The sequence below is a fragment of the Amycolatopsis sp. NPDC041971 genome, assembly GCF_055588925.1.
Genome location: NZ_JBVJCE010000002.1, coordinates 307,383 through 331,219, shown reverse-complemented (window position 1 = coordinate 331,219; position 23,837 = coordinate 307,383). Strand labels below are relative to the sequence as shown.

The 23,837-nt window shown below is 68.7% G+C and carries 18 protein-coding genes; 6 read left to right on the top strand and 12 right to left on the bottom strand.

The features are described 5' to 3' along the window. Positions 1-60 precede the first annotated feature (60 nt). Both ACZ6DT_RS06655 and ACZ6DT_RS06650 read right to left on the bottom strand, forming a co-directional pair. A complete protein-coding gene (locus ACZ6DT_RS06655; protein ID WP_465589671.1) occupies positions 61-1,323 on the bottom strand; it encodes a class I SAM-dependent methyltransferase in 1,263 nt (420 codons plus the stop codon). A gap of 21 nt (positions 1,324-1,344) precedes the next feature. Then, positions 1,345-2,040 (bottom strand): alpha/beta hydrolase, encoded by a 696-nt coding sequence (locus tag ACZ6DT_RS06650; RefSeq protein WP_465589668.1) that lies wholly within the window; start codon positions 2,038-2,040, stop codon positions 1,345-1,347. A gap of 131 nt (positions 2,041-2,171) precedes the next feature. Between ACZ6DT_RS06650 and ACZ6DT_RS06645 the strand changes: the two genes are divergently transcribed. Next, on the top strand, positions 2,172-2,900 hold the full coding sequence (locus tag ACZ6DT_RS06645) for an SIS domain-containing protein (RefSeq protein ID WP_465589665.1): 729 nt from the start codon (positions 2,172-2,174) through the stop codon (positions 2,898-2,900). A gap of 95 nt (positions 2,901-2,995) precedes the next feature. On the opposite strand, the gene ACZ6DT_RS06640 is transcribed toward ACZ6DT_RS06645, so the two are convergent. Further along, positions 2,996-4,861 carry an ABC transporter ATP-binding protein gene (locus ACZ6DT_RS06640; RefSeq protein ID WP_465589662.1) on the bottom strand — a complete coding sequence of 622 codons (1,866 nt, stop codon included), beginning with the start codon at positions 4,859-4,861 and terminating at the stop codon, positions 2,996-2,998. A gap of 146 nt (positions 4,862-5,007) precedes the next feature. On the opposite strand from ACZ6DT_RS06640, the gene ACZ6DT_RS06635 reads away from it, so the two are divergent. Further along, positions 5,008-6,366 carry a glycosyltransferase 87 family protein gene (locus ACZ6DT_RS06635; protein ID WP_465589659.1) on the top strand — a complete coding sequence of 453 codons (1,359 nt, stop codon included), beginning with the start codon at positions 5,008-5,010 and terminating at the stop codon, positions 6,364-6,366. On the opposite strand, the gene ACZ6DT_RS06630 is transcribed toward ACZ6DT_RS06635, so the two are convergent. From ACZ6DT_RS06630 to ACZ6DT_RS06610, 5 genes are all read right to left on the bottom strand, one after another. Next, positions 6,367-6,576, bottom strand: a complete 210-nt coding sequence (locus ACZ6DT_RS06630) for a helix-turn-helix domain-containing protein (RefSeq protein ID WP_003071237.1) — start codon at positions 6,574-6,576, stop codon at positions 6,367-6,369. A 178-nt stretch (positions 6,577-6,754) separates the two neighbouring features. Further along, positions 6,755-8,383 (bottom strand): ABC-F family ATP-binding cassette domain-containing protein, encoded by a 1,629-nt coding sequence (locus ACZ6DT_RS06625; RefSeq protein ID WP_465589656.1) that lies wholly within the window; start codon positions 8,381-8,383, stop codon positions 6,755-6,757. 142 nt (positions 8,384-8,525) lie between these two features. Continuing rightward, positions 8,526-9,194 (bottom strand): acVLRF1 family peptidyl-tRNA hydrolase, encoded by a 669-nt coding sequence (locus ACZ6DT_RS06620; RefSeq protein ID WP_465589653.1) that lies wholly within the window; start codon positions 9,192-9,194, stop codon positions 8,526-8,528. A 247-nt stretch (positions 9,195-9,441) separates the two neighbouring features. After that, complete coding sequence (locus ACZ6DT_RS06615; RefSeq protein ID WP_465590558.1) at positions 9,442-12,321, bottom strand: S8 family serine peptidase; 2,880 nt, start codon at positions 12,319-12,321, stop codon at positions 9,442-9,444. Positions 12,322-12,533: 212 nt separating this feature from the next. Next, positions 12,534-14,096 (bottom strand): deoxyguanosinetriphosphate triphosphohydrolase family protein, encoded by a 1,563-nt coding sequence (locus ACZ6DT_RS06610; RefSeq protein ID WP_465589650.1) that lies wholly within the window; start codon positions 14,094-14,096, stop codon positions 12,534-12,536. A gap of 41 nt (positions 14,097-14,137) precedes the next feature. Between ACZ6DT_RS06610 and ACZ6DT_RS06605 the strand changes: the two genes are divergently transcribed. Together ACZ6DT_RS06605 and ACZ6DT_RS06600 are read left to right on the top strand one after the other, a co-directional pair. Beyond that, entirely contained in the window at positions 14,138-15,265 is a 1,128-nt protein-coding gene (locus ACZ6DT_RS06605) for a lycopene cyclase family protein (protein WP_465589647.1), read from the top strand. Between the two features lie 72 nt (positions 15,266-15,337). Continuing rightward, the gene (locus tag ACZ6DT_RS06600; protein ID WP_465589644.1) at positions 15,338-17,020 is read left to right on the top strand and encodes a GGDEF domain-containing protein; all 1,683 of its coding nucleotides are present in this window, start codon (positions 15,338-15,340) and stop codon (positions 17,018-17,020) included. A 73-nt stretch (positions 17,021-17,093) separates the two neighbouring features. On the opposite strand, the gene ACZ6DT_RS06595 is transcribed toward ACZ6DT_RS06600, so the two are convergent. The 4 genes from ACZ6DT_RS06595 to ACZ6DT_RS06580 all read right to left on the bottom strand — a co-directional run bounded on the left by ACZ6DT_RS06595 (position 17,094) and on the right by ACZ6DT_RS06580 (position 20,998). Further along, positions 17,094-18,254 (bottom strand): sulfotransferase family protein, encoded by a 1,161-nt coding sequence (locus tag ACZ6DT_RS06595; protein ID WP_465589641.1) that lies wholly within the window; start codon positions 18,252-18,254, stop codon positions 17,094-17,096. A gap of 10 nt (positions 18,255-18,264) precedes the next feature. Next, on the bottom strand, positions 18,265-19,047 hold the full coding sequence (locus ACZ6DT_RS06590; protein WP_465589638.1) for an SDR family oxidoreductase: 783 nt from the start codon (positions 19,045-19,047) through the stop codon (positions 18,265-18,267). Further along, positions 19,044-20,213 (bottom strand): hypothetical protein, encoded by a 1,170-nt coding sequence (locus ACZ6DT_RS06585; protein WP_465589635.1) that lies wholly within the window; start codon positions 20,211-20,213, stop codon positions 19,044-19,046. Before ACZ6DT_RS06585 ends, ACZ6DT_RS06590 begins: the two co-directional genes overlap by 4 nt. A 317-nt stretch (positions 20,214-20,530) precedes the next feature. Then, positions 20,531-20,998, bottom strand: a complete 468-nt coding sequence (locus ACZ6DT_RS06580; protein WP_465589632.1) for a nuclear transport factor 2 family protein — start codon at positions 20,996-20,998, stop codon at positions 20,531-20,533. A gap of 76 nt (positions 20,999-21,074) precedes the next feature. Between ACZ6DT_RS06580 and cysD the strand changes: the two genes are divergently transcribed. Together cysD and cysC are read left to right on the top strand one after the other, a co-directional pair. Beyond that, the gene (cysD, locus tag ACZ6DT_RS06575) at positions 21,075-21,983 is read left to right on the top strand and encodes a sulfate adenylyltransferase subunit CysD (RefSeq protein ID WP_465589630.1); all 909 of its coding nucleotides are present in this window, start codon (positions 21,075-21,077) and stop codon (positions 21,981-21,983) included. Further along, positions 21,983-23,809 carry an adenylyl-sulfate kinase gene (cysC, locus tag ACZ6DT_RS06570; RefSeq protein ID WP_465589627.1) on the top strand — a complete coding sequence of 609 codons (1,827 nt, stop codon included), beginning with the start codon at positions 21,983-21,985 and terminating at the stop codon, positions 23,807-23,809. Before cysD ends, cysC begins: the two co-directional genes overlap by 1 nt. Positions 23,810-23,837: the final 28 nt, after the last annotated feature.

The window sequence follows — 23,837 nt, the reverse complement described above, 5'->3', positions numbered from 1 at the left end:
CCAGTCAACCGCAGACCCTAGGTGAAGGACGTACGGCACCCCGCATCGGTTGGGTGGCGTTCACCGTCCGTTTTCGGCGAATCCGAACTGGTGGACCTTGAGATACCCCGAGCGGAAGCCCGCCTCGGAGTAGGCCAGGTAGAACTCCCACATCCGGCTGAAGACGTCGTCGAAGCCCAATTCGGTGATTTCGTCCCACCGCTGGATGAACCTCTCCCGCCACAGCCGCAACGTGCGGGCGTAATCCTGGCCGAACTCGCGCACTCCCTGCAGTTTCAGCCGGGCGTGCTCCAGCATCCCCTGTTCGATCGAGGTGGTCGACGGGATCAGCCCGCCGGGGAAGACGTACTTGTGCACCCAGGTGTACGAACGGGCCGCGGTGAGCATGCGTTCGTGGTCCATGGTGATGGCCTGGAGCCCCAGCCTGCCGCCCGGCTTCAGCCGCTTCCCGATGGTCTCGAAGAACGTGGGCCAGTAAGACTCACCGACGGCCTCGATCATCTCGACGCTGACCACGGCGTCGTACTCGCCTGAGGAGTCGCGGTAGTCGCACAGCCGGACGTCGACACGGTCGGCGAAGCCCGCCGCCGCGATGCGCTCGGTCGCCAGCTTCGCCTGCTCCTCCGAAATGGTCAGTGACGTGACCCTGGCGCCGCGTGCGGCGGCCCGGATCGAGAGTTCGCCCCAGCCGGTGCCGATCTCGAGCACCGTGCTGCCTTCCCTGACACCCGCGTAGTCCAGGACGCTGTCGATCTTGCGGTGCTGCGCGGTGGTGAAGTCGTCGTCCGGGCCGAACAACGCCGACGAGTACATCATCGACGGATCCAGGAACGCGCCGAACAGCTCGTTGGACAGGTCGTAGTGGCGATGGATGTTCGCCCGCGAACCCTCGACGGTGTTCTCCTCGGCCGCGGGGTGGCCGCGGTCGACGAACCGGCGGAACCGTTGCAGCAGCGGCGGGACGAGCGTCGCCATCCGCCCCGCGAACGGGGTCAGGACCTCTGTGAGCGCGTCGCTCGTCCAGTCGCCGACCATGTAGGCCTCACCGAAGCCGATCTTCGCGTCCACGCCGAGGCGGTGGAAGAAGGCGGCGGGGCGGTTGAGACGCATCTCGGGCGCGTCCGGGCCACCCGCGCCCAGATGCGAGCCGTCGGGCATGCGCACGCGGACGTCCAACGGGCGCACCGCGTGCCGGAACAACTGCTCGGCGATCCGCGCACGGAACGGGGAATGCGGCGGGGTGGCCAACCCCGTCCACCGGGTTTCGCCAGGGGCGGACAGACCGGACGAACCTACCGTCCGATCGACACTGAACGTGGACATGAGAACTCCTTGCCGCCCGGTTCAGACCGGGATCCGCAGCCGTTCCGAACTCGGCCGGCCCCAGGCCCCGCTCAGTGTTTCGTCGATCTCCCCGGCTTCGATCAGCTCGAGTGCGAAAGCCCGTACGAGGCGGTTCCAGACGCGAGACCTGCGTAGCATCGCGTGCCCTTCGCCACCGATTTCGAACCGCGCGGATCGCGACGTCACCTTCTCGGCACGTTCGGCGAAAGCGTGGGAGGCCACCGGATCGGTCATCCGGTCCTTGGTCCCGTGCGCGATGAGCACGGCGCGACCACCGACGGCGTGGATGGGTTCGCCCGGTGGTGTCCACGGCGCCAGCGCGCAGACGCCGATGACCGCCGGATCGTCGGCGACGCGCACGGCGACCCGCCCGCCCATCGAATGGCCGACGAGGATCACCGGCACATCCGGGTGCTCCTCGTGGATCCGTCGCAAGGCCCAGCGCGCGTCGGCGAGCGCGTCGGTACCGTTGTCGTTCCAGCCGTAGATCCGGTTGCGCAGGAGCCGCACCTCGACGCCGTGCTCCCGGCCCGTCCGGTGGACGTCCTTGGCCAGCGGCACCATCCGCTGGTAGGCCAGCCGCCACGGCGCCACACGGGCATGACTGTGCTCCGCGCCGCCGTGCAGTACCAGCACCACGGCTTTCACCTGGCCGCGTTCTCGCCAAATCCGCACCGCGGGATCAGCCTCGCTCACCCTGAGCCCTCCAGTCTTCGAAACCCCGGCCGCAGCGATCGGGTCAACCTCGATCATGACCCGATGTATTCCACTTCGGCCATTGGTCCACGCGATACATTCGTCGCTGACCTCCAGACGGAAGGGCGGATGTGGTGAGCACCACCGAACGTTATGCAGACGTCGCCGAACGGCTCGCGGAAGCCGAACGGGGTAACGCGGCGCAGATCCGGAAATCGGCCGAGCTGATCCTGGGGGTCATCCGGGCGGACGCCCTGGTGTTCACCGCCGGGGCCGGGCATTCGCTGGCCGCGGTCGCCGAGACCTTCTACCGCGCGGGCGGGCTCGCCTGTGTGTACCCGGTCTACCACCCCGAACTGCTGCCGCTGCACGGCGCGCAGCACAGCACCAAGACCGAGCGCCGCTCCGGGCTCGCCGAAGAGGTGCTGGCCGAGCGCGCGCCGGGGCCGGACGACCTGCTGGTGGTGTTCTCGACCTCGGGCGTCAACCCGTACCCGGTCGAACTGGCCGCCGGGGCGCGGAAGCGCGGGGCGTCGGTCATCGCGGTGAGTTCGGCCGCGTCCGTGGCCGCGGCGCCCAAACGCGCTGCGACGACGCTGATCGAAGAGGCGAGCATCGTGCTCGACTCCCACGTCCGCCCCGGCGACTCGAGCTATCCGCCGGACGCGCCGCGCACCGCGCCACTGTCCACTGTGATCAACGCGTTCCTGTGGAACCTCGTCCTCGCCGAGGTCGTGGACCTCGGCGCGGCCCAGGGTGTCGACATCCCGCTGTGGCGTAGTTCCAACGTGGACGGTGGCGACGAGGCCAACGCCGCGCTGCTGGCCAAGTACGGCGAGCGGGTCCCCGCCCTCCGCTAGCTTCTCCGCTCGCGCGGACGCAGGCCCCCCACGCGCGCTAGGAACGGTCCGTTCCTTGCGAATTTTGCAAGGAACGGACCGTTCATGGCACGCGGTCACGCAACCGCGGGCTCCTCCGAGAACTGCGTCAGGTACAGCGCCGCGTAGCGCCCTTCGCGCGCGAGAAGCTCTTCGTGCGTTCCCCGCTCGACGATCTCGCCGTGCTCGATCACCAGGATCTGGTCCGCCGCCCGCACCGTCGACAACCGGTGCGCGATGACCAGCGCGGTCCGCCCGTCCAGCGCGTCGGTCAGTGCCTCGCCCACGGCGGCCTCGGACTGCGAGTCCAGATGCGCGGTCGCCTCGTCGAGAACGACGACCCTCGGCTGCGCCAGCAGGAGCCGGGCGATGGTCAGCCGCTGCCGTTCCCCGCCGGAGAGCCGGTAACCCCGCTCCCCCACCACGGTCTCCAGCCCGTCCGGCAACTCCCGGATCAGCTCGGACAGCCGCGCCTTCTCCAGCGCCGACCAGATCTCGGCGTCGGTGACGCCGGGCCGCGCGTATTCGAGGTTCGCTCTGATCGTGTCGTGGAAGAGATGCCCGTCCTGGGTCACCACGCCGACGGTTTCCCGCAGCGCGGCGAAACCCAGGTCACGAACGTCCACATCGGACAAGCGGACCGATCCGGCGTCGACGTCGTAGAGGCGCGGCAGCAGCGAGGCGATCGTCGACTTGCCCGCTCCGGATGAACCGACCAAGGCCACCATCTGCCCGGGTTCGGCGCGGAAGCTGATGCCGTGCAATACCTCCTCGCCGCCTCGATGATCCAAAGTGGACACATCCTCCAGTGACGCCAGCGAGTACCGGTCCGCCGCGGGATAACCGAACCGGACGTCCGAGAACTCCACCGAAACCGGGCCTTCGGGAACGCGGCGCGGGTCCGGCTTCTCTTCGATCATCGGCTTGAGGTCGAGCACCTCGAAGACCCGCTCGAACGACACCAGCGCGGTCATCACGTCCACCCGGACGTTCGCCAGCGCGGTGAGCGGCGAGTACAGCCTGGTCAGCAGCAGCGCCAGCGCCACGACGGTGCCCGGCGCGAGCGCCCCGGTCAGCGCGAGGTAGCCGCCCAGTCCGTAGACGAGGGCCTGCGCGAGCGCGGAAACCGTGGTCAGGCTGGTCAGGAACCAGCGCGTCAGCATCGCCGTCCGCACCCCGATGTCGCGCACCCGCCCGGCCCGCGAGCCGAAGTCGCCCACCTCGCGCGCCGGGTCGCCGAACAGCTTCACCAGTGTCGCGCCCGGCGCGGAGAACCGCTCGGTCATCTGCGTGGTCATCGACGCGTTGAGCTGCCCCGCCTCCCGCTGCAGCGCGGCCATCCGCCGTCCGAGCCGCCGTGTCGGCAGGATGAACACCGGCAGCAGCACCAGCGCCAGCAGCGTGACCTGCCAGGACAGTGTCATCATGACCACCAGCGAAAGCACGAGCTGGATCACGTTGGTGACCAATCCGGACAGTGTCGCGGTGAACGTGCGCTGCGCGCCGATGACGTCGTTGTTGAGCCTGCTCACCAGCGCGCCGGTGCGGGTGCGTGTGAAGAACGCGACCGGCATCCGCTGCACGTGCCGGTACACCGCGAGCCGAAGGTCGAGGATGATCTCCTCGCCGATCCTCGACGACTGCGCCCGTTCCGCCAGTCCGAGTCCGGCGTCGATCAGCGCCAGCCCCGCGATCACCACGGCCAACCACACCACCAGCGAGACGTCGTGCCCCCCGATGATCGCGTCGACCACCTTCCCGGCCAGCACCGGCGTGCTCACCGCCAGCACTGCCGAGACGACGGTGAGCGCCAGGAACACCCACAGCCTCCGCCAATGCGGCCTGGCGAACCGCGCGACGCGACGGAGCGTGCCCTTGTGCAGCCCCTTCGGCACGTCGGCCGACTTCATCGCCGAGTTCATCAGCGACCAAGTGTTGTCCATGAGAACCCTCTCTTTGCCCCCAGAACCTCGATAATAGTCGAGGGTTTTCCCGGATATAAGCATGACCAACACCGGAGCACACCGGATGCTTCCCGGTTTCCGCGTCCTCTTTCCGGCGGACGCGGCCACGTCGGTAGCCTGAGCCGGTGACCATGGACCCGGACCGGCGACGACTGACCACAGACCTGGTCTTCTACACGGGCTGCCTCGCTTTCGCCGTCGTGAACACGGCCGTCGCGGAGTTCTACGGCTATCGCGTGTGGGCGAACTTCGCTGTAGCGGGTTACGGCCTCGCCGTGCTCCACTCCGGCTGGCTGATGGTCGCCGCCCGGCGCGGCGAACGCCCGTCCGGCGCGCTCGGTTCGCGGTGGCTCGGTATCGGGGCGATCGGCCTGTTCGCGATGATCCTTCCGTTGGGAATGCTCGTCATTCGCCGTCTGACCGGAGTGGACTGGCTCGTCACCCCGAACTCGTGGGCCGCCCAGCCCGAGGTCTGGGTGATCGAACGGTCGGCGAAACTCCTTCTGGAGAACGGAACCCCGTACGTCGACGTCACCACGCTCGGTCGCGCGGTGGAAGTAAACGATTACACGCCATACGGTCCGGTAATGACTGTCTTCGGCCTGCCCCGTGCTCTGGCCGACGTGCTTTTTCCCGCTGAGGCCACCTCAGCGCGGTCCGGTGGCGGAGCGGTCGCGAACGCCCTCACCGACGCGCGCTGGATGTTCGCGCTCGCGGCCGTCGCGTGTGTACTGCTGACGCTGCGGCTGCTGAAATGGCCGAAGATTCCGGTCAGTGCTGCGCAACTCGCGCTCGCCTGCCCGCTGACCGCGCTGACCTGGGCGGTCGCCGGGCCGGATCTGGCCATCGTAGGCCTGCTGGTGCTGTCCTTCGCGCTGGCCACGACCGGCCGCGCGGTGTCGGCCGGTCTGGTGCTGGCGCTCGTGGTCAGTGCGAAACTCATCGTCGCGCCCGCGATAGTGGTCCTCGGTGTCCTGTTGATCACGCGGCGTGGTCCTCGCGCACTGGCCGGATTCGCCGCGGCACTCGTGGTGACGACCCTCGTCCTGCACGTACCCGTCTACCTGGTGGACCCCAAGGCGTTCATCGAGCACGTCTTCCGGTTCCCGCTGGGAATCGGGGTGCTCAAGTCACCGGCGGCGAGCCCGTTGCCCGGCCACCTCATCGCCTCGCTCGGCCCGGCGGGCACGGCGGTTTCCTTCGCCCTGCTCGGGATCGCGGCCGTCGCGATCCTGGTCTGGCTGCTGCGCCGTCCTCCCGAGACCGGTTCGGACGCGCTGCTGCGCATGGCCGTCGGGCTCGTCGCGCTGATCATGCTCACTCCGGCCACCAGGTACGGGTACCTGGTGTATCCGCTGGTCCTGCTCGGTGCCAGGCTGGTGTTCATCTCCAGCGAACACGGCCTGGCCGCGGAAACCCGTGAAACAGCGGGCCCCGGAAAGGGAACTGCGCCCCCCGCGCAGCAGTCCGCTACTTCCTCGTGACTACTTCTTCTTGACCCTGGTGGCACCGCCACGGCCGCGCAGCTGGACGCCGGATTCCGAGAGGACCCGGTGCACGAACCCGTACGAGCGGCCCGTGGACTCCGCGAGGGCGCGGATGCTCGAGCCCTTCTCGTATTTCTTCTTCAGGTCAGCGGCCAGCTTGTCACGCGTGTTGCCGGTGATCCGCGCGCCTTTCTTGAGATCAGCCACGTCGATCGCCTTCCCGCCGAGAGTGTTCTGGGCCACATAACGGCCCCTGTCGCCGCAATGATCGAACACTGAGCGCCGGAATGCCAGACGACGAGCGCAAAACTGCCGAAACCGCGATCACATTGGGCCATTTCAGTGGCCGGATGGCATCGATCAAGCACCCGAACGGACGCAGGCGTCACGCAAGCTGGACAAGTTCCAGATAATCCGCCGACCAATGGTCCTCGGTTCCGTCCGGCAGCAGGATCACGCGTTCCGGCTCCAGTGCCTCGACGGCGCCCGGGTCGTGCGTCACCAGGACGACGGCTCCGGCGAAGCTGCGCAAAGCGTCCAGGACCTGGGCGCGACTGGCCGGGTCCAGGTTGTTCGTCGGCTCGTCGAGCAGCAAAACGTTGGCAGCGCTGGACACCAGACCGGCGAGCGCGAGCCTGGTCTTCTCACCGCCGGAGAGCGTGCCGGCGGGTTGATCGAGCTGCTCACCGGTGAAGAGGAACGACCCGAGAAGGTTCCGCAACTCTTGAGCTCCCGTGTCCGGGGCGAGGTGACGGATATTTTCCCACACGGACGCATCGTGGTCGAGCGTTTCATGTTCCTGTGCGTAATAGCCCAAACGCAATCCGTGACCCGGAATGGTCTCACCGGTATCCGGAGTTTCCATTCCGCCGAGCAGCCGGAGCAAAGTCGTCTTTCCGGCGCCGTTCAATCCGAGTACGACGACCTTCGACCCGCGGTCGATGGCGAGGTCGACTCCGGTGAAGATCTCGAGCGAACCGTAGGACTTCGAAAGCCCCTCCGCGGTGAGCGGGGTCCGGCCGCACGGCGCGGGCTCGGGGAACTTGATCCGGGCGACCTTGTCGGCCTGCCGGGTCTCGTCGAGCGCGGACAGCATCTGCTCGGCGCGGCGGGCCATGTTCTTGGCGGCCACGGCCTTCGTCGCCTTGGCACCCAGTTTCGCGGCCTGCTGCTGCAGCGCGGACGCCTTTTTCTCGGCGTTCGCGCGCTCGCGGCGGCGGCGCTTCTCGTCGGTGGCGCGCGCGTCGAGATAGCGCTGCCAGCCCATGTTGTACAGGTCGAGCTCGCCGCGGGTCGCGTCGAGGAACCACACCTTGTTGACCACGTCCGCGAGCAGTTCGACGTCGTGGCTGATCACCACGAGACCGCCGTCGTGCTGCTTCAGGAAGCCGCGAAGCCAGTTGACGGAGTCTGCGTCGAGGTGGTTGGTGGGCTCGTCGAGCAGCAGGATCGTCTCGGATTTGCCACCCGCGCCGGCTTCGGCGGCGGCGAACAGGATCCGGGCGAGCTCCACGCGGCGGCGCTGACCGCCCGAGAGCGTCTGCAGCGTCTGCTCGAGCACCCTGTCGGCGAGGCCGAGGTTGGAACAGATCCGCGCGGCCTCGCTCTCGGCGGCGTAACCACCGAGGGAGGCGAAGCGCTCTTCGAGCCGGCTGTAGCGGTTGACCGCCTTGTCGCGTTCCTTCTCGTCCGCCAGCTCCGACATCGCGGTCTGCGCTTTTTCCATGTTGCGCAGCAAGGTGTCGAGGCCGCGCGCGGAGAGCACGCGATCCTTCGCGGTGACGGACAGGTCGCCCTCGCGCGGGTCCTGCGGCAGGTAGCCGAGCTCGCCGCTGCGGCGGACCTCGCCGGCGTACGGCTCGCCCTCCCCCGCCAGCACCTTGAGCGAGGTGGTCTTGCCGGCGCCGTTGCGGCCGACCAGGCCGATGCGGTCGCCCTGCTGGATGCGGACGTTGGTGTCGTCGAGCAGAATGCGTGAGCCTGCGCGCAGCTGCAGGCCAGAGGCCGTGATCACGGGAACTCCCGGTAAAAGGATGGATGAGCGGACGGCTTCGACTCGTCTGCCGAGGGGCAGACGAGGAGCTCACTCCAAGAGGATGTCCACGCGATCAGTGTACGGGCCGGTGTCGAACGGTTTTATCGGACCGTGCCCGACGTCACGGCCCGAAGAGGGTGATCTCGACCGCGACCGCCCGTTCGGCCGCGTCTTCGAGCACCGTGCGGCGCGGTTCGGCGATGTCGAGCACGCGGGGTTCGGCACGCTTGAACAACGGCGCCAGCCGCTTGTCCTCACGCAGTGTTTCCAGCGCCCGACGGTCGCCGCCGAGCACGACAGCGTCCACTTCGGACAATTGTGGGACGAGTACCTCGAACGCGTCATCCGCGGCGGAACGAAGCGCTGTGCGCGCTTGCCCTTCCCTGCGCCGCGCGAACCGCTGCTGCGACCAGCCACCCGCCGCGGACCGGCCTTGGACCAGATGCCGGTCCGTCCTGGATTGGACGACCACTCCCCCGCGCGCGATCCCGACGCTGTGCCCGCCGCGGCGCACCAGCAGGAGCGCGATCCTTCGCGAGATCAGCGCGTGCTCGATGAGCGGGCCGACGGCGAGACCCGGCACGGTTCCTTCGGCGTTCAGGGGTCCGAAAGGGACGGTCGCGCCGGCGACGACGCCGTTCTCCGCGGTGACCGTGACGGTGTCCGCCGCGAGTTCCGTCGAGCGGACACCCTCGTTACGGACGGCGAAGCGGGCGTACCAGCCTTCGAGGCGATCCGGGGCGACCTCGACCGCCCGTCCCCCGCCCGCCACCTGCCGCTCCCTCGCCATGGGTCCAACGTACGGGGCCCGGCTCGGATCGGCAGGCGATCTTTCAGTGCCGATGCCGCGGCCGAACACCGCACTCGCGTGATCGGACCCGGAACTCGCGTGATCAGAGACGGAACTCGCGAGTGCGGCCTCCAATCACGCGAGTTACGTCCCTGATCACACGAGTTACGTCTTCCCGAAGCGGGTGAAGGCCCCCTTCCCTCGGCTGAGCCGAGGGAAGGGGGGCTTCACCCGCAAACCGAAAGGACTAGACCGGCTTCACCGGACCACGACCGACCGACTTACCCACGCTCGCGGGCCGCTCAGCCACGCCGGGCTGAACGAAACCGTTGACGTGCAAGGAGAGCGCGCGGATCGACCCGGTGTCGCCACCGGCGACGTCCACCGCGGTGAACTGCCAGGTGCCGTCGGCCGTGCCGGCGGCCAGACCGCCGAGTGCCTGCGCCGGCTTGTAGGTGCCGGTGAACGGCGCGTTCACCGCGCTGACCGAACTGAACGCGGTGGCCGCGTTGTCGGCGAAGGCGACCTGGCACAGGTTGTTACCCGAGCCGCCGTTGCGCTGGAACACGGTCGCCTTGGCACCCGAGGGCGAGGTCAGCGTGCCGACCAGGTCACCGACGTACGAGTGGTTGATGCCCACGGTCGTCGACGTCTGGTCGGCGTTGCAGGTCGCCCCGTCCACCGAGAACGTCAGCTTCGACGCGCGTCCGACCCCGCTCACCGTGATCGGCACGGTCACGCCGGTCGGGTCGCTGTCCGGGATCGCCACCGCGGCCCCGGCGTAGGCGAAGTCCCGCGTCACCGGCGACGGGGTGCCGACCGGCAACGAGAACGTGGAAGTGGTCGGCGAGAACGAACCCGCGAAGGTCACGCGGGCGTTCAGCACCACCGGCACGCCGAGTTCCTGCGTGGCGGGAACGGTGATGGTGAAATCGTTCACGCCGGTCTGCCCGGGGCTGATCGTGCCGTACGACTTCGATCGCGGCGCCACCGTGACCCCGGGGGTCGGGCTGGAGAGCACGACGCTGGTGGACGTCGCGGTGCCGTCGCCGCGGTTGGTCACCGGCAGGGTCACCTTGGCGGTGTCGCCCGGGTCGAGCGCGGAACCGCCGTCGGCCGGGGTGACCGTCGGCCGGCCCGCCGTCGCGAGCGGCTGCGGGCTGGCTCCGGTGTAGGCGAGCACCTTGTCGGCGAGGATGACGCCCGCGCCGCTGGAGTTGTCGCGGCCCGGAGCCAGGATGTCGACGGCGGTGTTGACCAGTGCCTCGCGCACGTCGGCCGGAGGCAGCCCCGGGTTACCCGAGAGCACCAGGCCCGCGATCGCGGCGGCGTGCGGCGCCGCGGCCGACGTGCCGTAGAACGTGGTGAAGCCGGTGACGCTGGTCGAGACACCGTCGGCCGCGGTGATATCCGGTTTGGCGCGGACCTCGCCACCGGTCCCGGACACGTTGCCCGGCGTGATCGGGGTGCCGTCGGCCTGGTAGAACATCCGCCGCGGACCGTCCGAAGTGAACCGTTCGACCTTCGTGGCCGCGCCGAAGGCACCGGGGAACGGACCCGCCGGGTTGGCCGGGTCGCCCGGTTCGAGCGCACGCGGGAACGCCTTGGCCGCCGGGGCGGCCGCGACGCTGAACGCGTCCCGCGCGGCCGAGTGGCCCACGGTCACGCCGGGGCTGGTGTAGGCCTTGAGGCCGTCGGCCGAGTCGGAGAAACGACCGCGCAGCGCGGACAGCGACAGGTAACGGCCTTCACCGGAGAACTTGACGATGGCCAGCCGGAGCCCGATCCCGCCGGCGGCGGGTGTGTCCACTCGCTCGTAGGCGTCCTGGGTGCCGGTCTGGTTGTCCTGGCTGAAGTCCACGACGTTGCCCGCCGCGTTCAGCAGGTACAGGTCGTAGTCGTTGTTCGAGGCGCCCAGCGGGTCCGACCAGAACAGCGTGACCGGCAACCGCGCCGAGGAGGCGTCGGAGATCGGCTCGAAGATCTGGTTGCCCGCGGCACCGGCGAAGTTGTGCGCGGTACCGGCGAATTTGCCGACACTCTTGCCGGAGTCGACGAAGTCGCCTTCCCAGTGGCCCGAGGTGCCGTCGGTGACGTTGCCCTCGTTACCGGCCGAGGAGAAGTACAGCGCGCCGTCGGCGGTCACGTCGTTCACGGCCTGGGCGATGATCCAATCCTGGAACGGCGACTCCTTGAAGTACAGGACATCGTCGACGATGACGTCGCAGCCCGCGTCGAAACGCAGCTTGCGGATGTTGTCGGCGAAACTGGCGTCGGAGTTGAACGCGCTGGCGAAACCGAGCGACGCGTTCGGCGCGAGATCGTGGATGATCTCGAGCATCGCGGTGCCCTCGTCACCGTCGCCTTCCTGACCGGGGATCACGTCGACGCCCGCCGGGAGTTCGCCGCGCGCCTGCGAGGTCGCGAGCGAGTTGACGCCGTCGGACAGCGCGCAGATCTTGGTGCCCACACCGGTGACGCCGAACTGTTGACGCGCGGTGTCCGCGTTGTGCGCACGGTCGCCTTCGCTGGTGATCGATCCGGCCGCGATGCCTGTCTTGCCCTTGGCGTCGACGGCCTTCTTCAGCTCGTCGGCGATCCGGGCGGCCTTCTCTTCCTTGCTTTCCCGCTTGCCCGCGGTGGCGGGTTCGGCGAGTTGGCGGGCGGTGAACGCCTCGTTGGCGGTCTCGACCTTCTTGACGTCGGCACGGTCAGCGATAGCCGGGACCGCGTTCAGCGGAACCTCCGCGCGCACACTGCCGTAGCGCTGCGACACCGCGCGTATCCCCGCACCGGATTCACGCAATCCCTTGAGGAGTTCTTCCGAGACCTGGCCCCGGATGTCCACGAGTACGGTGCCGGCCGCGGAGACATTCGCCCCAGACCCCAGTGCGGGAACCGCGGAAGCCGACATCCGCCGATCGCGGAGTTTCTGCTCGACGAGCAACCGGCTGTCCACTTTGGACTCACCGGCGTGCTGGCTCTTCTTGATCGACTGAAGGGCCTCGATCTGCCGGACGGTGTTCTCCGAGAACGCGTCCGGGGATGGGCCGCTCATCCCCGCCGCGACGGGCGGGCTCACCAGGCCCAGCGCGGTGACGAGGGCAGCGGTGCCCGCGGTCAGGATCGTTCTTCTTCTCCTGCTAGAACGGGTTGGACGCACGTGCGCCTCCGATTCCTAGGCGCGTGCCCCGACTCACGCTGACCGACGCCGGCGATCACCGGCTCGATCAAGCTAAGTACCGGGCGTGCACCGGCGGCAGGAGCCGTTCGGGTGACGTCGGCTGGAGATCTTCCGGATCCGGCCGCAGGTCGTGGGCCGTTCAGGGTAATCGCGCGTTACAGGACGAACGAGTCCGACCAGGGCTGTGAAGCACGGCCGGACAAGCCGTCCAAAAGGGTCACCGCCTGCTTGTCCGTCAGCGACGCCACGAAGTCGACCACCGCCCGCCCTCGTGCCAGCCCGCGTACGGCGTCGGCACCGGTGACCGGTTCCCCGGTCGCTCCGATGAGCAGTTCCGGAGACGTCCGTGCCAGCGCGGAGAACTCGGACCGTGCCAGCTCCATCAAGTCGTGCAACCGTCGCGGAAGCCGGTAGAACTCGTCACGGTCGAGCAGCCAAGCGTCGAGCGCGTCGACCAGGGTGGTCACCAGGCTCGCCTGCCCGCGCTGGTGCAACGCCAGTTCCGGGCGCAGCAACACGAAGCGCCGGTGCACGAATTTCAGCACCTGCACCTCGTGCCACTGCGCGGGCCGCAGGGTGAGATGTCCTGTCCGGGCAGAAGGCGACGCCACCACCTGCACACCGTCGACGAGCCGCGCGGTCCACTTCGCGGAGAAGGCGGCGGTGGCCTGCTCGGCCTCGATGGAACCGTCGAACCCGGTGGCGAGCAGGCCGTCGACGAGTTCGGCGCGGACACGGGCGACGGCGCTGGTGAAGGCGTCGTCGTCGACGATCCAGCCGTCCTTGGCGTGCATCCGGCGGCGCAGTCGTTCCAGCGAGCGGCCGGGCAGCCGCCGTTCGGCGGTCAAGGTCGCGTCGTCCAGCCCGGCAAGGTCCAGCGCGTGGTCGACCCAGCCGGTGAACTCGGCGGCGACCGGCGCGTGCTGCAGGACGCCGATCCGGTGGAAGTCCTGGAGGTCGTGGATGGCGTAGGCGATGTCGTCGGCGGTGTCCATCACGGACGCTTCGACGGTCTGCTGCCAGGGTTCGATCCGGCCGTCGAACGGGGCCCGCGCCTGGGTGAAGTCGTCGAGTTCGGTGCTGTAGGCGGAGAACTTGCTCGCGCCGGTGCCGGGGGCGTCGGCCGGTTCCGCCGCGCCGCGCGGCTGGACGGCCATGGAGGTCGGATGCGGATCGGGCACGTGCAACCGCGCCCACGGGTACTTCAGCACCGCGGCGCGCACCGCCGCGGTGAGGTCGAGCCCGGAAGCAGACGGGCCGCGCACGTCGGTGGTGGTGATGATCCGGAACGACTGCGCGTTGCCTTCGAAGCCGTCCGCGAGGCCGAACCGGTGCCGGGCGATCCGGTCCAGGGTTTGCTCGCCGAGGTGCCCGAACGGCGGATGTCCCAGATCGTGCGCGAGCGAGGCGGCCTCGGCGACGTCCGGATCACAGCCACCCAGTTTCGCGACGAGTTCGGCGGAATCGCCGCCGGCGTTGATCCGCTCGGCGATGGCGCGCGCGACCTGCGCGACCTTGAGACTGTGCGTGAGCCGGTTGTGCAGCAACCCGGCGCCCCCGGCGCTGACGACCTGTGTCACGCCGCCGAGCCGGGCGAAGAACGGCGAAGCGGCGATCCGGTCCCGATCGATCCGGAACGGGCTCGTGGCGAGATCGCTGAACCCGGCGTTCGCGCTCTCCGGATCGCGCCGCCACGCCCTCGGGTCCGTCTGTTCCATGCGGCACACCGTATCCGTCGCGGCTTTGAGACACTGCCCAGGTGGCGGACGTGGTGATCGCGGGTGGCGGCCCTGCCGGACGAGCGCTCGCGCGTGCCTGTGCCCGGCGCGGCCTGGAGACGACCCTGGTCGACCCGGCGCCGGGCAGGCGCTGGCCGGCGACCTACGGGCTGTGGGCCGACGAACTGCCCGCGCTGCCGGAGAGCGCCGTCGCGTGCGCGCCTTCGACCACGCTGGCCTTCGGAACCGGGCCGCATGTGCTCGATCGGCAGTACCTGGTGCTGGACAACGCCGGCCTGCGCACGTGGCTGGACGGCGGCTACGACGTCGTCACCGGTTCGGTGTCCGGCGTGGACCACGGCGGTCAGGGTTCGTCAGTGCGCCTCGATGACGGACGGGTCCTCGCGGCAGGTCTCTATGTCGACGCGTCCGGTGCCCGACCGCGGGGGAACCGGCACGAACAGACGGCGTTCGGCGCCGTCCTCCCCGCCGAGGACGCGCTGCGGCTGGTCGACCGCCCGGACACCGCGGTGTTCATGGACTGGCGGAAGACCGAATCCGGGTTTCTGTACGTGCTGCCGCTCGGCGACGGCACCGTCCTGGTCGAGGAGACCTCACTGGCCCGCAAACCCGGCCTGCCGCTGGAAGTCCTGGCGGCGCGGCTGCGCGCCCGGCTCAAGGCGGCCGGACTGACGTCGCGCGGGCGCGAGGAACGCGTGCGGATCGTCCTCGATGTGCCGGTGCCCCGGCGTGGCCGGTCGGTGCCGTTCGGCGCCGCCGCCGGGCTGGTGCATCCGGCGACCGGATACAGCGTCGCGACGTCGATCCGGCTCGCGGAGCCGGTGGCCGACGCCGTCGCCCTGGCCTGGGACCGAGGACCGGCGGCGGCCGCGGCGGCGGCTCACCGGGCGCTGTGGCCGCCCTCGGCGCGCACCGTCCACGCTCTGCGCCGCCACGGGCTGCGCGCGCTGTGCGGGATGCCGCCCGAATCGGTCCCGATGTTCTTCGATCTGTTCTTCACGCTGCCCACCCCGCTCCAGCGGGCTTTCACCAGCGGTCGCGAAGATGTTCCGAGTACCGTCGAAGCGATGTCGGCGTTTTTCCGCTTGTCACCATGGCAAGTAAGAAAACACCTGATCGGGTGGCGTGCGTTACGCCGTTCTAGGTAACCCAGCCGCCGTGACGATGAACATCAGTTGACACGTGTTTCGTTTCCCGCCGCCACCCGCGACTATGCGCTTGTGACGTTGCAGATCGCTGTCCGCTTCGCTTACCAGCCGTTGTACAGCCTGCACACCGGTGGCGTCGTCGCGTTCGAGGCCTTGGCACGGCCGGGCCGCGGCACCGCCCATGAACTGCTCGCCGACGCCCGGCGCAGCGGCAGGCTGGCCGAGGTCGACGTCGGGCTGGCCGCCGAGGCCGTCCGGCAGCTGCGCGAGCCGCAGGCCGCCCTCCCCCTGCACCTGAACCTGTCCGCGCGGACGGTGGCGGCACCGCCGGCACACTTCGACCCGCTGACCGAGGCGCTCAGCCTGGCGGGCCGCCGGACCAGGGACGTCGTGCTGGAGATCGGGCCGCCGTTCACGCAGATTCCCGCCGACCTGCTGCTCACCGGTATGCGACGGCTCACCGACCTCGGGTTCCGGCTCGCGCTCGACGGCCTCGGCCGCGGCGACCTCCCGCTGACCCTGCTCGCTTCGGCGCCTGTCGACCTGGTGAAACTGGACCGCAGTGTGCTACGCGGCCTGCCGCACGACCCGGCCGCCGTCGCGGTGGTCGAAGCGGTGCTGCATTTCGCGTCGCGCACCGACAACCGCCTGGTCGCGACCGGGCTCGAGACCACCGAGCAGCTGGAGTCCGCCCGGCGGCTCGGCGTGCGCATCGCGCAGGGCAACCTGCTCGCCCCGCCGGACGGCGATCACTCCCCGCTGCCGGCGCCGGACGCGCCCGGCCCGTTCGTCCCCGGCACCGCCCGCGCCCGCCGCGTCGGTGACTTCCTCCGGCCCGCGACAACGCTGCCGGAGGACGCGACCTGTGACGACGTGCGCGAGGTACTGGCCGCCGCCGACGGGCCGAGCGGCATCGTCGGCGTCGACGACCGGCACTGTCCACAGTGGTCGATCGACCGGACTCGTTTTCTGGTCGCGGTCACCGGGTTGTACGGCCACGCCCTGCACGCCAAGCGGCCGGCGTCGCGGCTCGCCGACCGGCCGCACACGATCCATACCGACGCGAGCGCGCTCGAATTCCTCGAACTGGTCACCGACGCGGACTGGGGCCGGACCGGTGACGACGTCGTGGTGGTCGACGACCGCGGCCGGTGTGTCGGCGTGGTGCTGGTGAACGAGGTCGTCCGCGGGGTCGCGGAGGCGAAGGTCGAGGAGGCGGTCTCGTTGAGCCCGCTGACCCGCCTGCCCGGCAGCGACGCCGTCGCCAGGGACGTCGACCGCCGGATCAACGCGCGGGAGCCGTTCGTCGCGGCGTGGCTGGACGTCGACTCGTTCAAGACGGTCAACGACACGGCCGGGTTCGCCGCGGGCGACGATCTCATCCGCACACTCGGCCGGACACTCACCGATCTCGAGGCCCGGCTGCGCCGGATGCGCGTCAGCCACGTCGGTGGGGACGACTTCCTGATCGCCTGCGACGTCGACGAGATCGGCACGGTCGCCGCCGCGCTGCTGGACACGCCGTGGTCGGCCGACGGGCTGCCGGTGACGGTTTCCCTGGCGACCCTGGTGTGCGGGCACGGCGCGATCCGGTCCTACAAGGACGCTTCCCGGCTCTTGGCGCCGCTGAAGAAACGCGCCAAGGAGGTCCCCGGGTCGAGCTGGGTGCTCGGGCGGCCGGATTCGGACCGCGTCGAGGTGCTGCGCGGGATCACGACGCGCGGCCTCCCCGCCCAACGCGCCGCCGGCTTCTAACCCCCGCATTTCGTCCTCTGAATGCGGTCCTTGCGCGTGCAACTACCGCATTCAGAGGACGAAATGCGGTGAGTCAAAGGGCGTAGGCGGCGCGGTAGGCCGAGAAGCGTTCGTCGACCTCCCCGGCGGTGAGCCCGAAGTCCGCGAGGTCGTACCGGTGCACGGGTTTCCTTTCCCCGGAACGGCTTTCGGCGTGCACCACGGTCATCGCGTCCCGGGCGGCGTCGCTCAACGGGAGCCCGAAATGCCGGTAGACGCCTTCGACCGTACCGATCGGGTCGGCGACGAAATCCTCGTACCGGATATCGCAGAACTGCGCCGGATCGTGCCGTTTCCTTGCCTCCAATGACATTTCCGCACCGCGCGCCCAGAGGTCCAGCTGGCCGCGGCCGATCACGTCGCCGCGGAAAACGTCGGACCAACCCGCCGAAGCCTGCTCGTTCAGACTGCACACCGACGCGACGATCGTGCTCGGCGCGCGATGGGTCTGGACGATCAGCGCGTCCGGGTACACCTCCAGCAGCGCGTCGAGCGCGAAGAGGTGACTCGGGTTCTTGAGCACCCAGCGGCGCCCGGCGTCCGGCAGGCCGATGAGCTGCAGGTTGCGCCGGTGCCTGCGATAGGCGTCAGTCCAGCTCTGGCCGTCGAGCCATCGCGAATACGACGGCACGTGCGCGAGGCATTCGTAGGACACCGATTTCAGGGACTGCCGCAGGAGCTGCCAGCATTCCTCGACCTGAGCGGCGGACATGTGGTGCAGGCCCATGAACTCGGGATGTTCGACGTGGTGTTTCTCGTAACCCGCCTGGATCCCTTGGAAGACCGGATTCTCCGTCCACGTCTCGCGCGGCGGCCGTGGTTGCGGCACCTCGGTCAGCCAGACCTCCAGCCCTTGGTGCGCGGGATCCTCGGTGAGCAGCCGGTGCAGTGCCGTGGTCCCGGTCCGCGGCAGACCGGTGACGAAGATGGGCCGTTCGACGGGAACGCCGGCGTACTCCGGGTTTTGCTTCCAGGAGGCCTCGCTCAACGCCCTCGCCACCAAGGCCCCACGCAGGAACGCGCGATGGATCTTGTTGCCGTACGGGGTCAGGCCCGCCTCGCCGGCATACGAATCCAGCAGCACACGGAGACCTTCGAGGTGGTCTTCGCCGCCGAAGTCGTAGAGCCCGGTGAGGTTCGCCGCCGACGCGTGCAGATCGTCCACGGTGCCGACGTTTTCCCGCCCTGGCGGCATGTTGTTCCCTTCAGTGGTGGTATTCTCCGGCGTTGACGTCGAGGCACTGCCCGGTGACGCAGCGAGCGAGCGACGAGGCGAGGAACACGACGGTGTCGGCGATCTCGTCCGGCTCCGGGAGGCGGCGCAGGTCGATCGTCTCCGCTGTTTCGGCGTATACCTGCTCCGGTGGGACCTCGCGTTCCTTGGCCAGATAGGCGAAATACCATTTCAACGAGTCCGCCCAGATGTAGCCGGGCGCCACGGAGTTGACCCGAATCCCGCGTGGCCCGAGTTCGGAGGCGAGACTCTGCGCGAGCGCGAGCAGGCTCGCTTTCGCCATCTTGTACGCGCCGAACGTCCGCCGGGAATGCCGCAGCACGGCCGAATTGATCATCACCACCGAACCGCCGCTCTCGGCGAGCGAAGGCGTGAACAGGCGCGTGAGACGAAGCGCGGCGAGCACGTTGGTCTCGAATCCCGCCCGCACGTCGGCGAGGTCGACGTCGGCGAGATCCATGATCGGCGGGATGGCGAACGCGTTGTTCACCAAGGCGTCCACCCGGCCGAACGTCTTCAACGCGGCCTCGGTGAGGTTCGCCGCCGAAGCGTCGTCGGTGATGTCGGTGGGCACGGCGACCGCACGGCGGCCGAACGCGTCGACCTCCTTGGCGACCTCGGCGAGCCGGGCTTCGGTACGGGCGGCGAGGACGACGTCGGCGCCCGCCGCGGCACAGCGCACGGCGATCGACCGGCCGAGCCCCGGACCGACGCCGGAGACGACGATCACCTTGTTCCGCAGGAGATCCGTCATCCCAGCATCCTCGCCGCGACGGCCTTCTGACGGGCCGAGATCCGGTCCGCCCACTCCCTCGGGGTCACGCGCGCCTCGTCGTGGAACGGCAACCGGTCGGCGAGTTCGCCGAATTTCACCACCTCGACCTCGGGACCGTCGGCTCTGTCCAGCGCGCGGGACAGTCGCTGCCACCGGATCTGGACGTACCCGCGGTCGTGCCCGGTGCGTTCGAGCCAGTTGGCCAGGCCGGGGTCGCGTTCGCTGAGCACGAAGCGGATCTTGCCGTCCGGATCGACCCGCGCCTGGTCTGCGGTGAGGCTCGTCTGATGGTTGATGTAGTCCAGCGAGAGGTACCAGACGCTGCCGAGCTGGATGCCCTGATAGGGCGCGTCGGACCGCGGCACCGTGACGATCATGACCTCTTCGTCGCCGAGTTCGTAGTGCCCGGCCGAGGAGTACTGCGTGGTCAGGCCACCCGGCGTGGGCCGCGGTTCGGTCATCGTGTTCACCGGCAGGTTCAGGTAGAACCACTTCGGGAAGGCGAGGAAGGTACGCAGCCTGCTCAGCAGGATCTTGCCGGTGACGCCGTAGCGTTTGGCCAGCCCGTCGCGAGTGAGCGGCGCGGGCGCGCCACCCGCGGTATCGGCGCACTGGATCTGGATCGTGCCGCGGCGTTCGGTGGCCCAGTCGCTGTAGACCTCACGCACCACGAGCATCGACGAACCCGGGCCGAGGACGAAATAGTTGGGTCCCGGGTCGGGTTTCGCCGGTCCGAAGCGGAGTTCGAACGAGCCGTCCTCGGCGATCTCGATCTCGCGGTCGTCGAAGGCGGCGAGGCTGTCGGGCACTTCGACCGGCGAATAGTCGCCGTTGAGGACCTGGAAACTGACGTCGGCCGTGCTCCCCCGCGTCCCGGTGACGACGTACTCGCGGTCCTCACGGATGTTCGCGTTGAAGTACAGCGTGTCCGGATTGTCGAGGCCCATCTTCGTGTACGGGCCCGTGGATTGGGTGAAGAACGGATGGTCCCGTTCGTAGGCCCACGCCATCTGCAAGGACGCGCGGATGCTGCCGGCGAGGTAGTCGTACCCCTCGACCAGATCCTGTTCGGTCCGGATGTGCGGCGCCTCCGCGATGACCTTCTCGGCTTCGACGATCGCGTCCGCGAACGGTTGAGTGAGCACGGCGACTCCTCATACTGGTACAAATACGTACCGGCTTGGTACGTTCTCCGCGAGATCAGACTAGAACGCGTTCTAAGGGTGGGTCAATGGCCCGGCGCTCACCGCCTACCGAGCCGCCTCCCCTCGCGTTTAGTCCTCTGAACGCGGTAGTTGCACGCGCAAGGACCGCATCCAGAGGACTAAACGCGAAGATGACCTATCGCAAAAGCCCGTCGACAGCGTGATTCGCGTGTTCGGACACGCGTGTTCCGGCTTCACGCACGCGTGATCCGGTTGGAAACACGGGTGTTCCGGCTGGAAACACGGCATCGCGCGGGTCAGGAAGACCAGCGGTTCGCGGTGAGCTTCAGGCTCGGTACGTCGTCCATCGACATCATCGTCTCGTACAGCCGGTCGTACTGGGTCGAAGCGGTCAGCCACGCGCCGTCCACCCGCCGGTAGGCGTCCTCGTAGAACGCCGCGCCCTCGATCACCACCCGGTGCTCCGGCACGATCACCTTGTCCCGCATCAGCCAGGTGCCCGTCGCGGTGTCGCCGTCCACGTCGATCTCCGGCTGTCCGGCGAAGTGCACCGTGGTGACACCGGGCCCGACGGCGTTCCGGAAGAACTCGATGACCGCTTCGCGACCTTCGAAAGTCAGCGGTTCGCCGTAGGACGGCGTGCCGTACCGCGCGTGCGCGTCGACGGTCAGGGTTTCGGCCAGCTCGTCCCACAGCTTGAGGTCGAGGCACCGGAGGTAACGGGCTTTGAGGCGTCGGATCTCTTCGAGTGCGACCAGGTCCATGCCGACAGCGTCCTCCTCCCCTTGACCAAGCACAAGAACTTGTTCTACTTTCTGCTCTGGAACCACGGAGGTCACGATGGCGTCCCCGGCCTACGAGCTCACCCATCTCGAAGCACTGGAAGCCGAAGCCGTGCACATCCTCCGCGAGGTCGCGGCGACCTTCGAACGGCCGGTACTGCTGTTCTCCGGCGGCAAGGACTCGATGGTGATGCTCCACGTGGCGGCCAAGGCGTTCTGGCCGTCATCACCGCCGTTTCCGGTGATGCACGTCGACACCGGGCACAACTTCGACGAGGTCATCGCATTCCGGGACCACACGGTCGACACCTACGGGCTCCGGCTCGTCGTCACCAGTGTCCAGGACGACATCGACGCGGGCAGAGTCGTCGAAGATCCGAAGGCGGGCCGCAACCGCCTCCAGACCGCGGCCTTGCTGCGGGGAATCCGCGAGCATTCCTTCGACGCCGTGTTCGGCGGAGCACGCCGCGACGAAGAGAAAGCCCGCGCGAAGGAGCGGGTGTTCAGCTTCCGCGACGAGTTCGGCCAATGGGATCCGCGCAATCAACGGCCGGAGCTCTGGAATCTCTACAACGGCAGGCATCGCAAGGGTGAGCACATCCGCGTCTTCCCGCTGTCGAACTGGACGGAACTCGACATCTGGCAGTACATCGAGGCCGAGGGCGTCGACCTGCCGTCGATCTACTATTCGCACCGGCGACCGGTCGTCCAGCGGGACGGCATGCTGCTCGCGCACACCCGCTTCCTGATCTTGAACGAAGACGAAAGCCCTTACGAGGCAACGGTTCGCTTCCGAACCGTCGGCGACGCGACCTGCACCGGCTGCGTCGAATCGACGGCGACGTCACCGGGCGAAGTGGTCGCCGAGGTCGCCGTCAGCAGGCTCACCGAACGCGGCGCCACCCGCGCCGACGACCGGATCTCCGAGGCGGGCATGGAGGACCGGAAGAAGGAAGGCTACTTCTGATGGGTGCTTCATTGGTCCGCCTCGCGACAGCGGGCAGTGTCGACGACGGGAAGTCGACCCTGATCGGCCGCCTGTTGTTCGATTCGAAGACGGTGTTCACCGACCAGCTCGAAGCCATCGAACGCACCAGCCGCGACCGCGGCGAGGCATATCCGAACCTCGCGCTGCTGACCGACGGCCTGCGCGCCGAACGCGAACAAGGCATCACCATCGACGTCGCACACCGGTATTTCGCCACCCCCATACGGAAGTTCGTCATCGCCGACACGCCGGGGCACGTGCAGTACACCCGGAACATGGTCACCGGGGCGTCCACGGCGGATCTCGCGCTGATCCTGATCGACGCCCGCAAAGGCGTGCTCGAACAGTCGCGGCGGCACGCGTTCCTGGCGACCCTGCTGGGAATCCCGCATCTGGTGGCGTGCGTCAACAAGATGGACCTGGTCGGCTGGTCACAGGAACGCTTCGAGGAGATCCGTGAGGACTTTCGCCGCTTCGCGATGAAACTCCAGGTGCCCGACCTGACCTTCGTGCCGATGTCGGCGCTGCACGGCGACAACGTCGTGCACCGGGGCTCCGGTATGTCTTGGTACGAAGGGACTTCCCTGCTGCATCACCTCGAACAGGTGCATGTGGCCTCGGATCGCAATCTCATCGACGCGCGATTCCCGGTGCAATACGTGATCCGGGAGCACAGCCGCGATTTTCGCGGGTACGCGGGCACCGTCGCGGGCGGGGTGTTCAAACCCGGTGACGAGGTCGCCGTGCTGCCTTCCGGCTTCACCACGACGGTGCGCGCGATCTGGGGGCCGGGCGGCACCGCGGTCACCGAAGCCTTCGCCTCGCAGGCCGTCACGATCGAACTCACCGACGACCTCGACCTCGGTCGCGGTGACCTGATCTGCCGCCCCGGCAACCGTCCGCACACCGGCCGGGACGTCGACGCGATGGTGTGCTGGTTCTCCGAACAGGGCTCACTGACGCCCGGCTCGCACTACCTCGTGCGACACACCACCCGCGAGACCAAGGCCGAGATCCGCGACCTCGACTACCGGCTCGACGTCACCACACTGCACCGCGATGAGACGGCGAAGTCGTTGTCCCTCAACGACATCGGCCGGATCCGACTCCGCACGCGGCAACCGCTGCTGTTAGATTCCTATCGCCGTAACCGCTCCACCGGCGGTTTCCTCCTCGTCGACGAGCAGTCCGGGGCGACGGTCGCGGCGGGCATGATCACCGGGCCGAGCGCGACGGCGTCGAACGTCGTCTGGCACACCGCCGCGGTCACCAGGACGGAACGCGCCACGCGCGGGCTCACCGTCTGGCTCACCGGGCTTTCCGCGTCCGGGAAGTCGAGTGTGGCCGTGGAACTGGAGCGGCGGCTGGTGGCGTCGGGCAGGCCCGCGTACCTGCTGGACGGCGACAACCTCCGGCACGGGCTGAACGGGAACCTCGGCTTCAGCCCCGCCGATCGCGCCGAGAACGTCCGCCGCGTCGCCGAGGTCGCGAAGCTGTTCGCCGACGCCGGCGTGGTGTCGGTGGTCTCCCTGATCAGCCCGTACCGTGCCGACCGCGAACTAGCCCGCGCCGCGCACGATGCGGCCGGGCTGCCGTTCCTCGAAGTCTTCGTCGACACACCGCTCAAGGTCTGCGAAGACCGCGATCCCAAAGGGATGTACGCGAAGGCGAGGGCCGGTGAGATCAGCGGGTTCACCGGGGTGGACGCCCCCTACGAGCGACCGGAGAGCCCGGATCTGGTGCTGCGCCCGGAACACGGGAATCCCGCCGCGATGGCCGCGCTGATCCTCGCCGCCCTGAAGTAACCCAAACGGAGGTCGTGGGTTGCGGGTC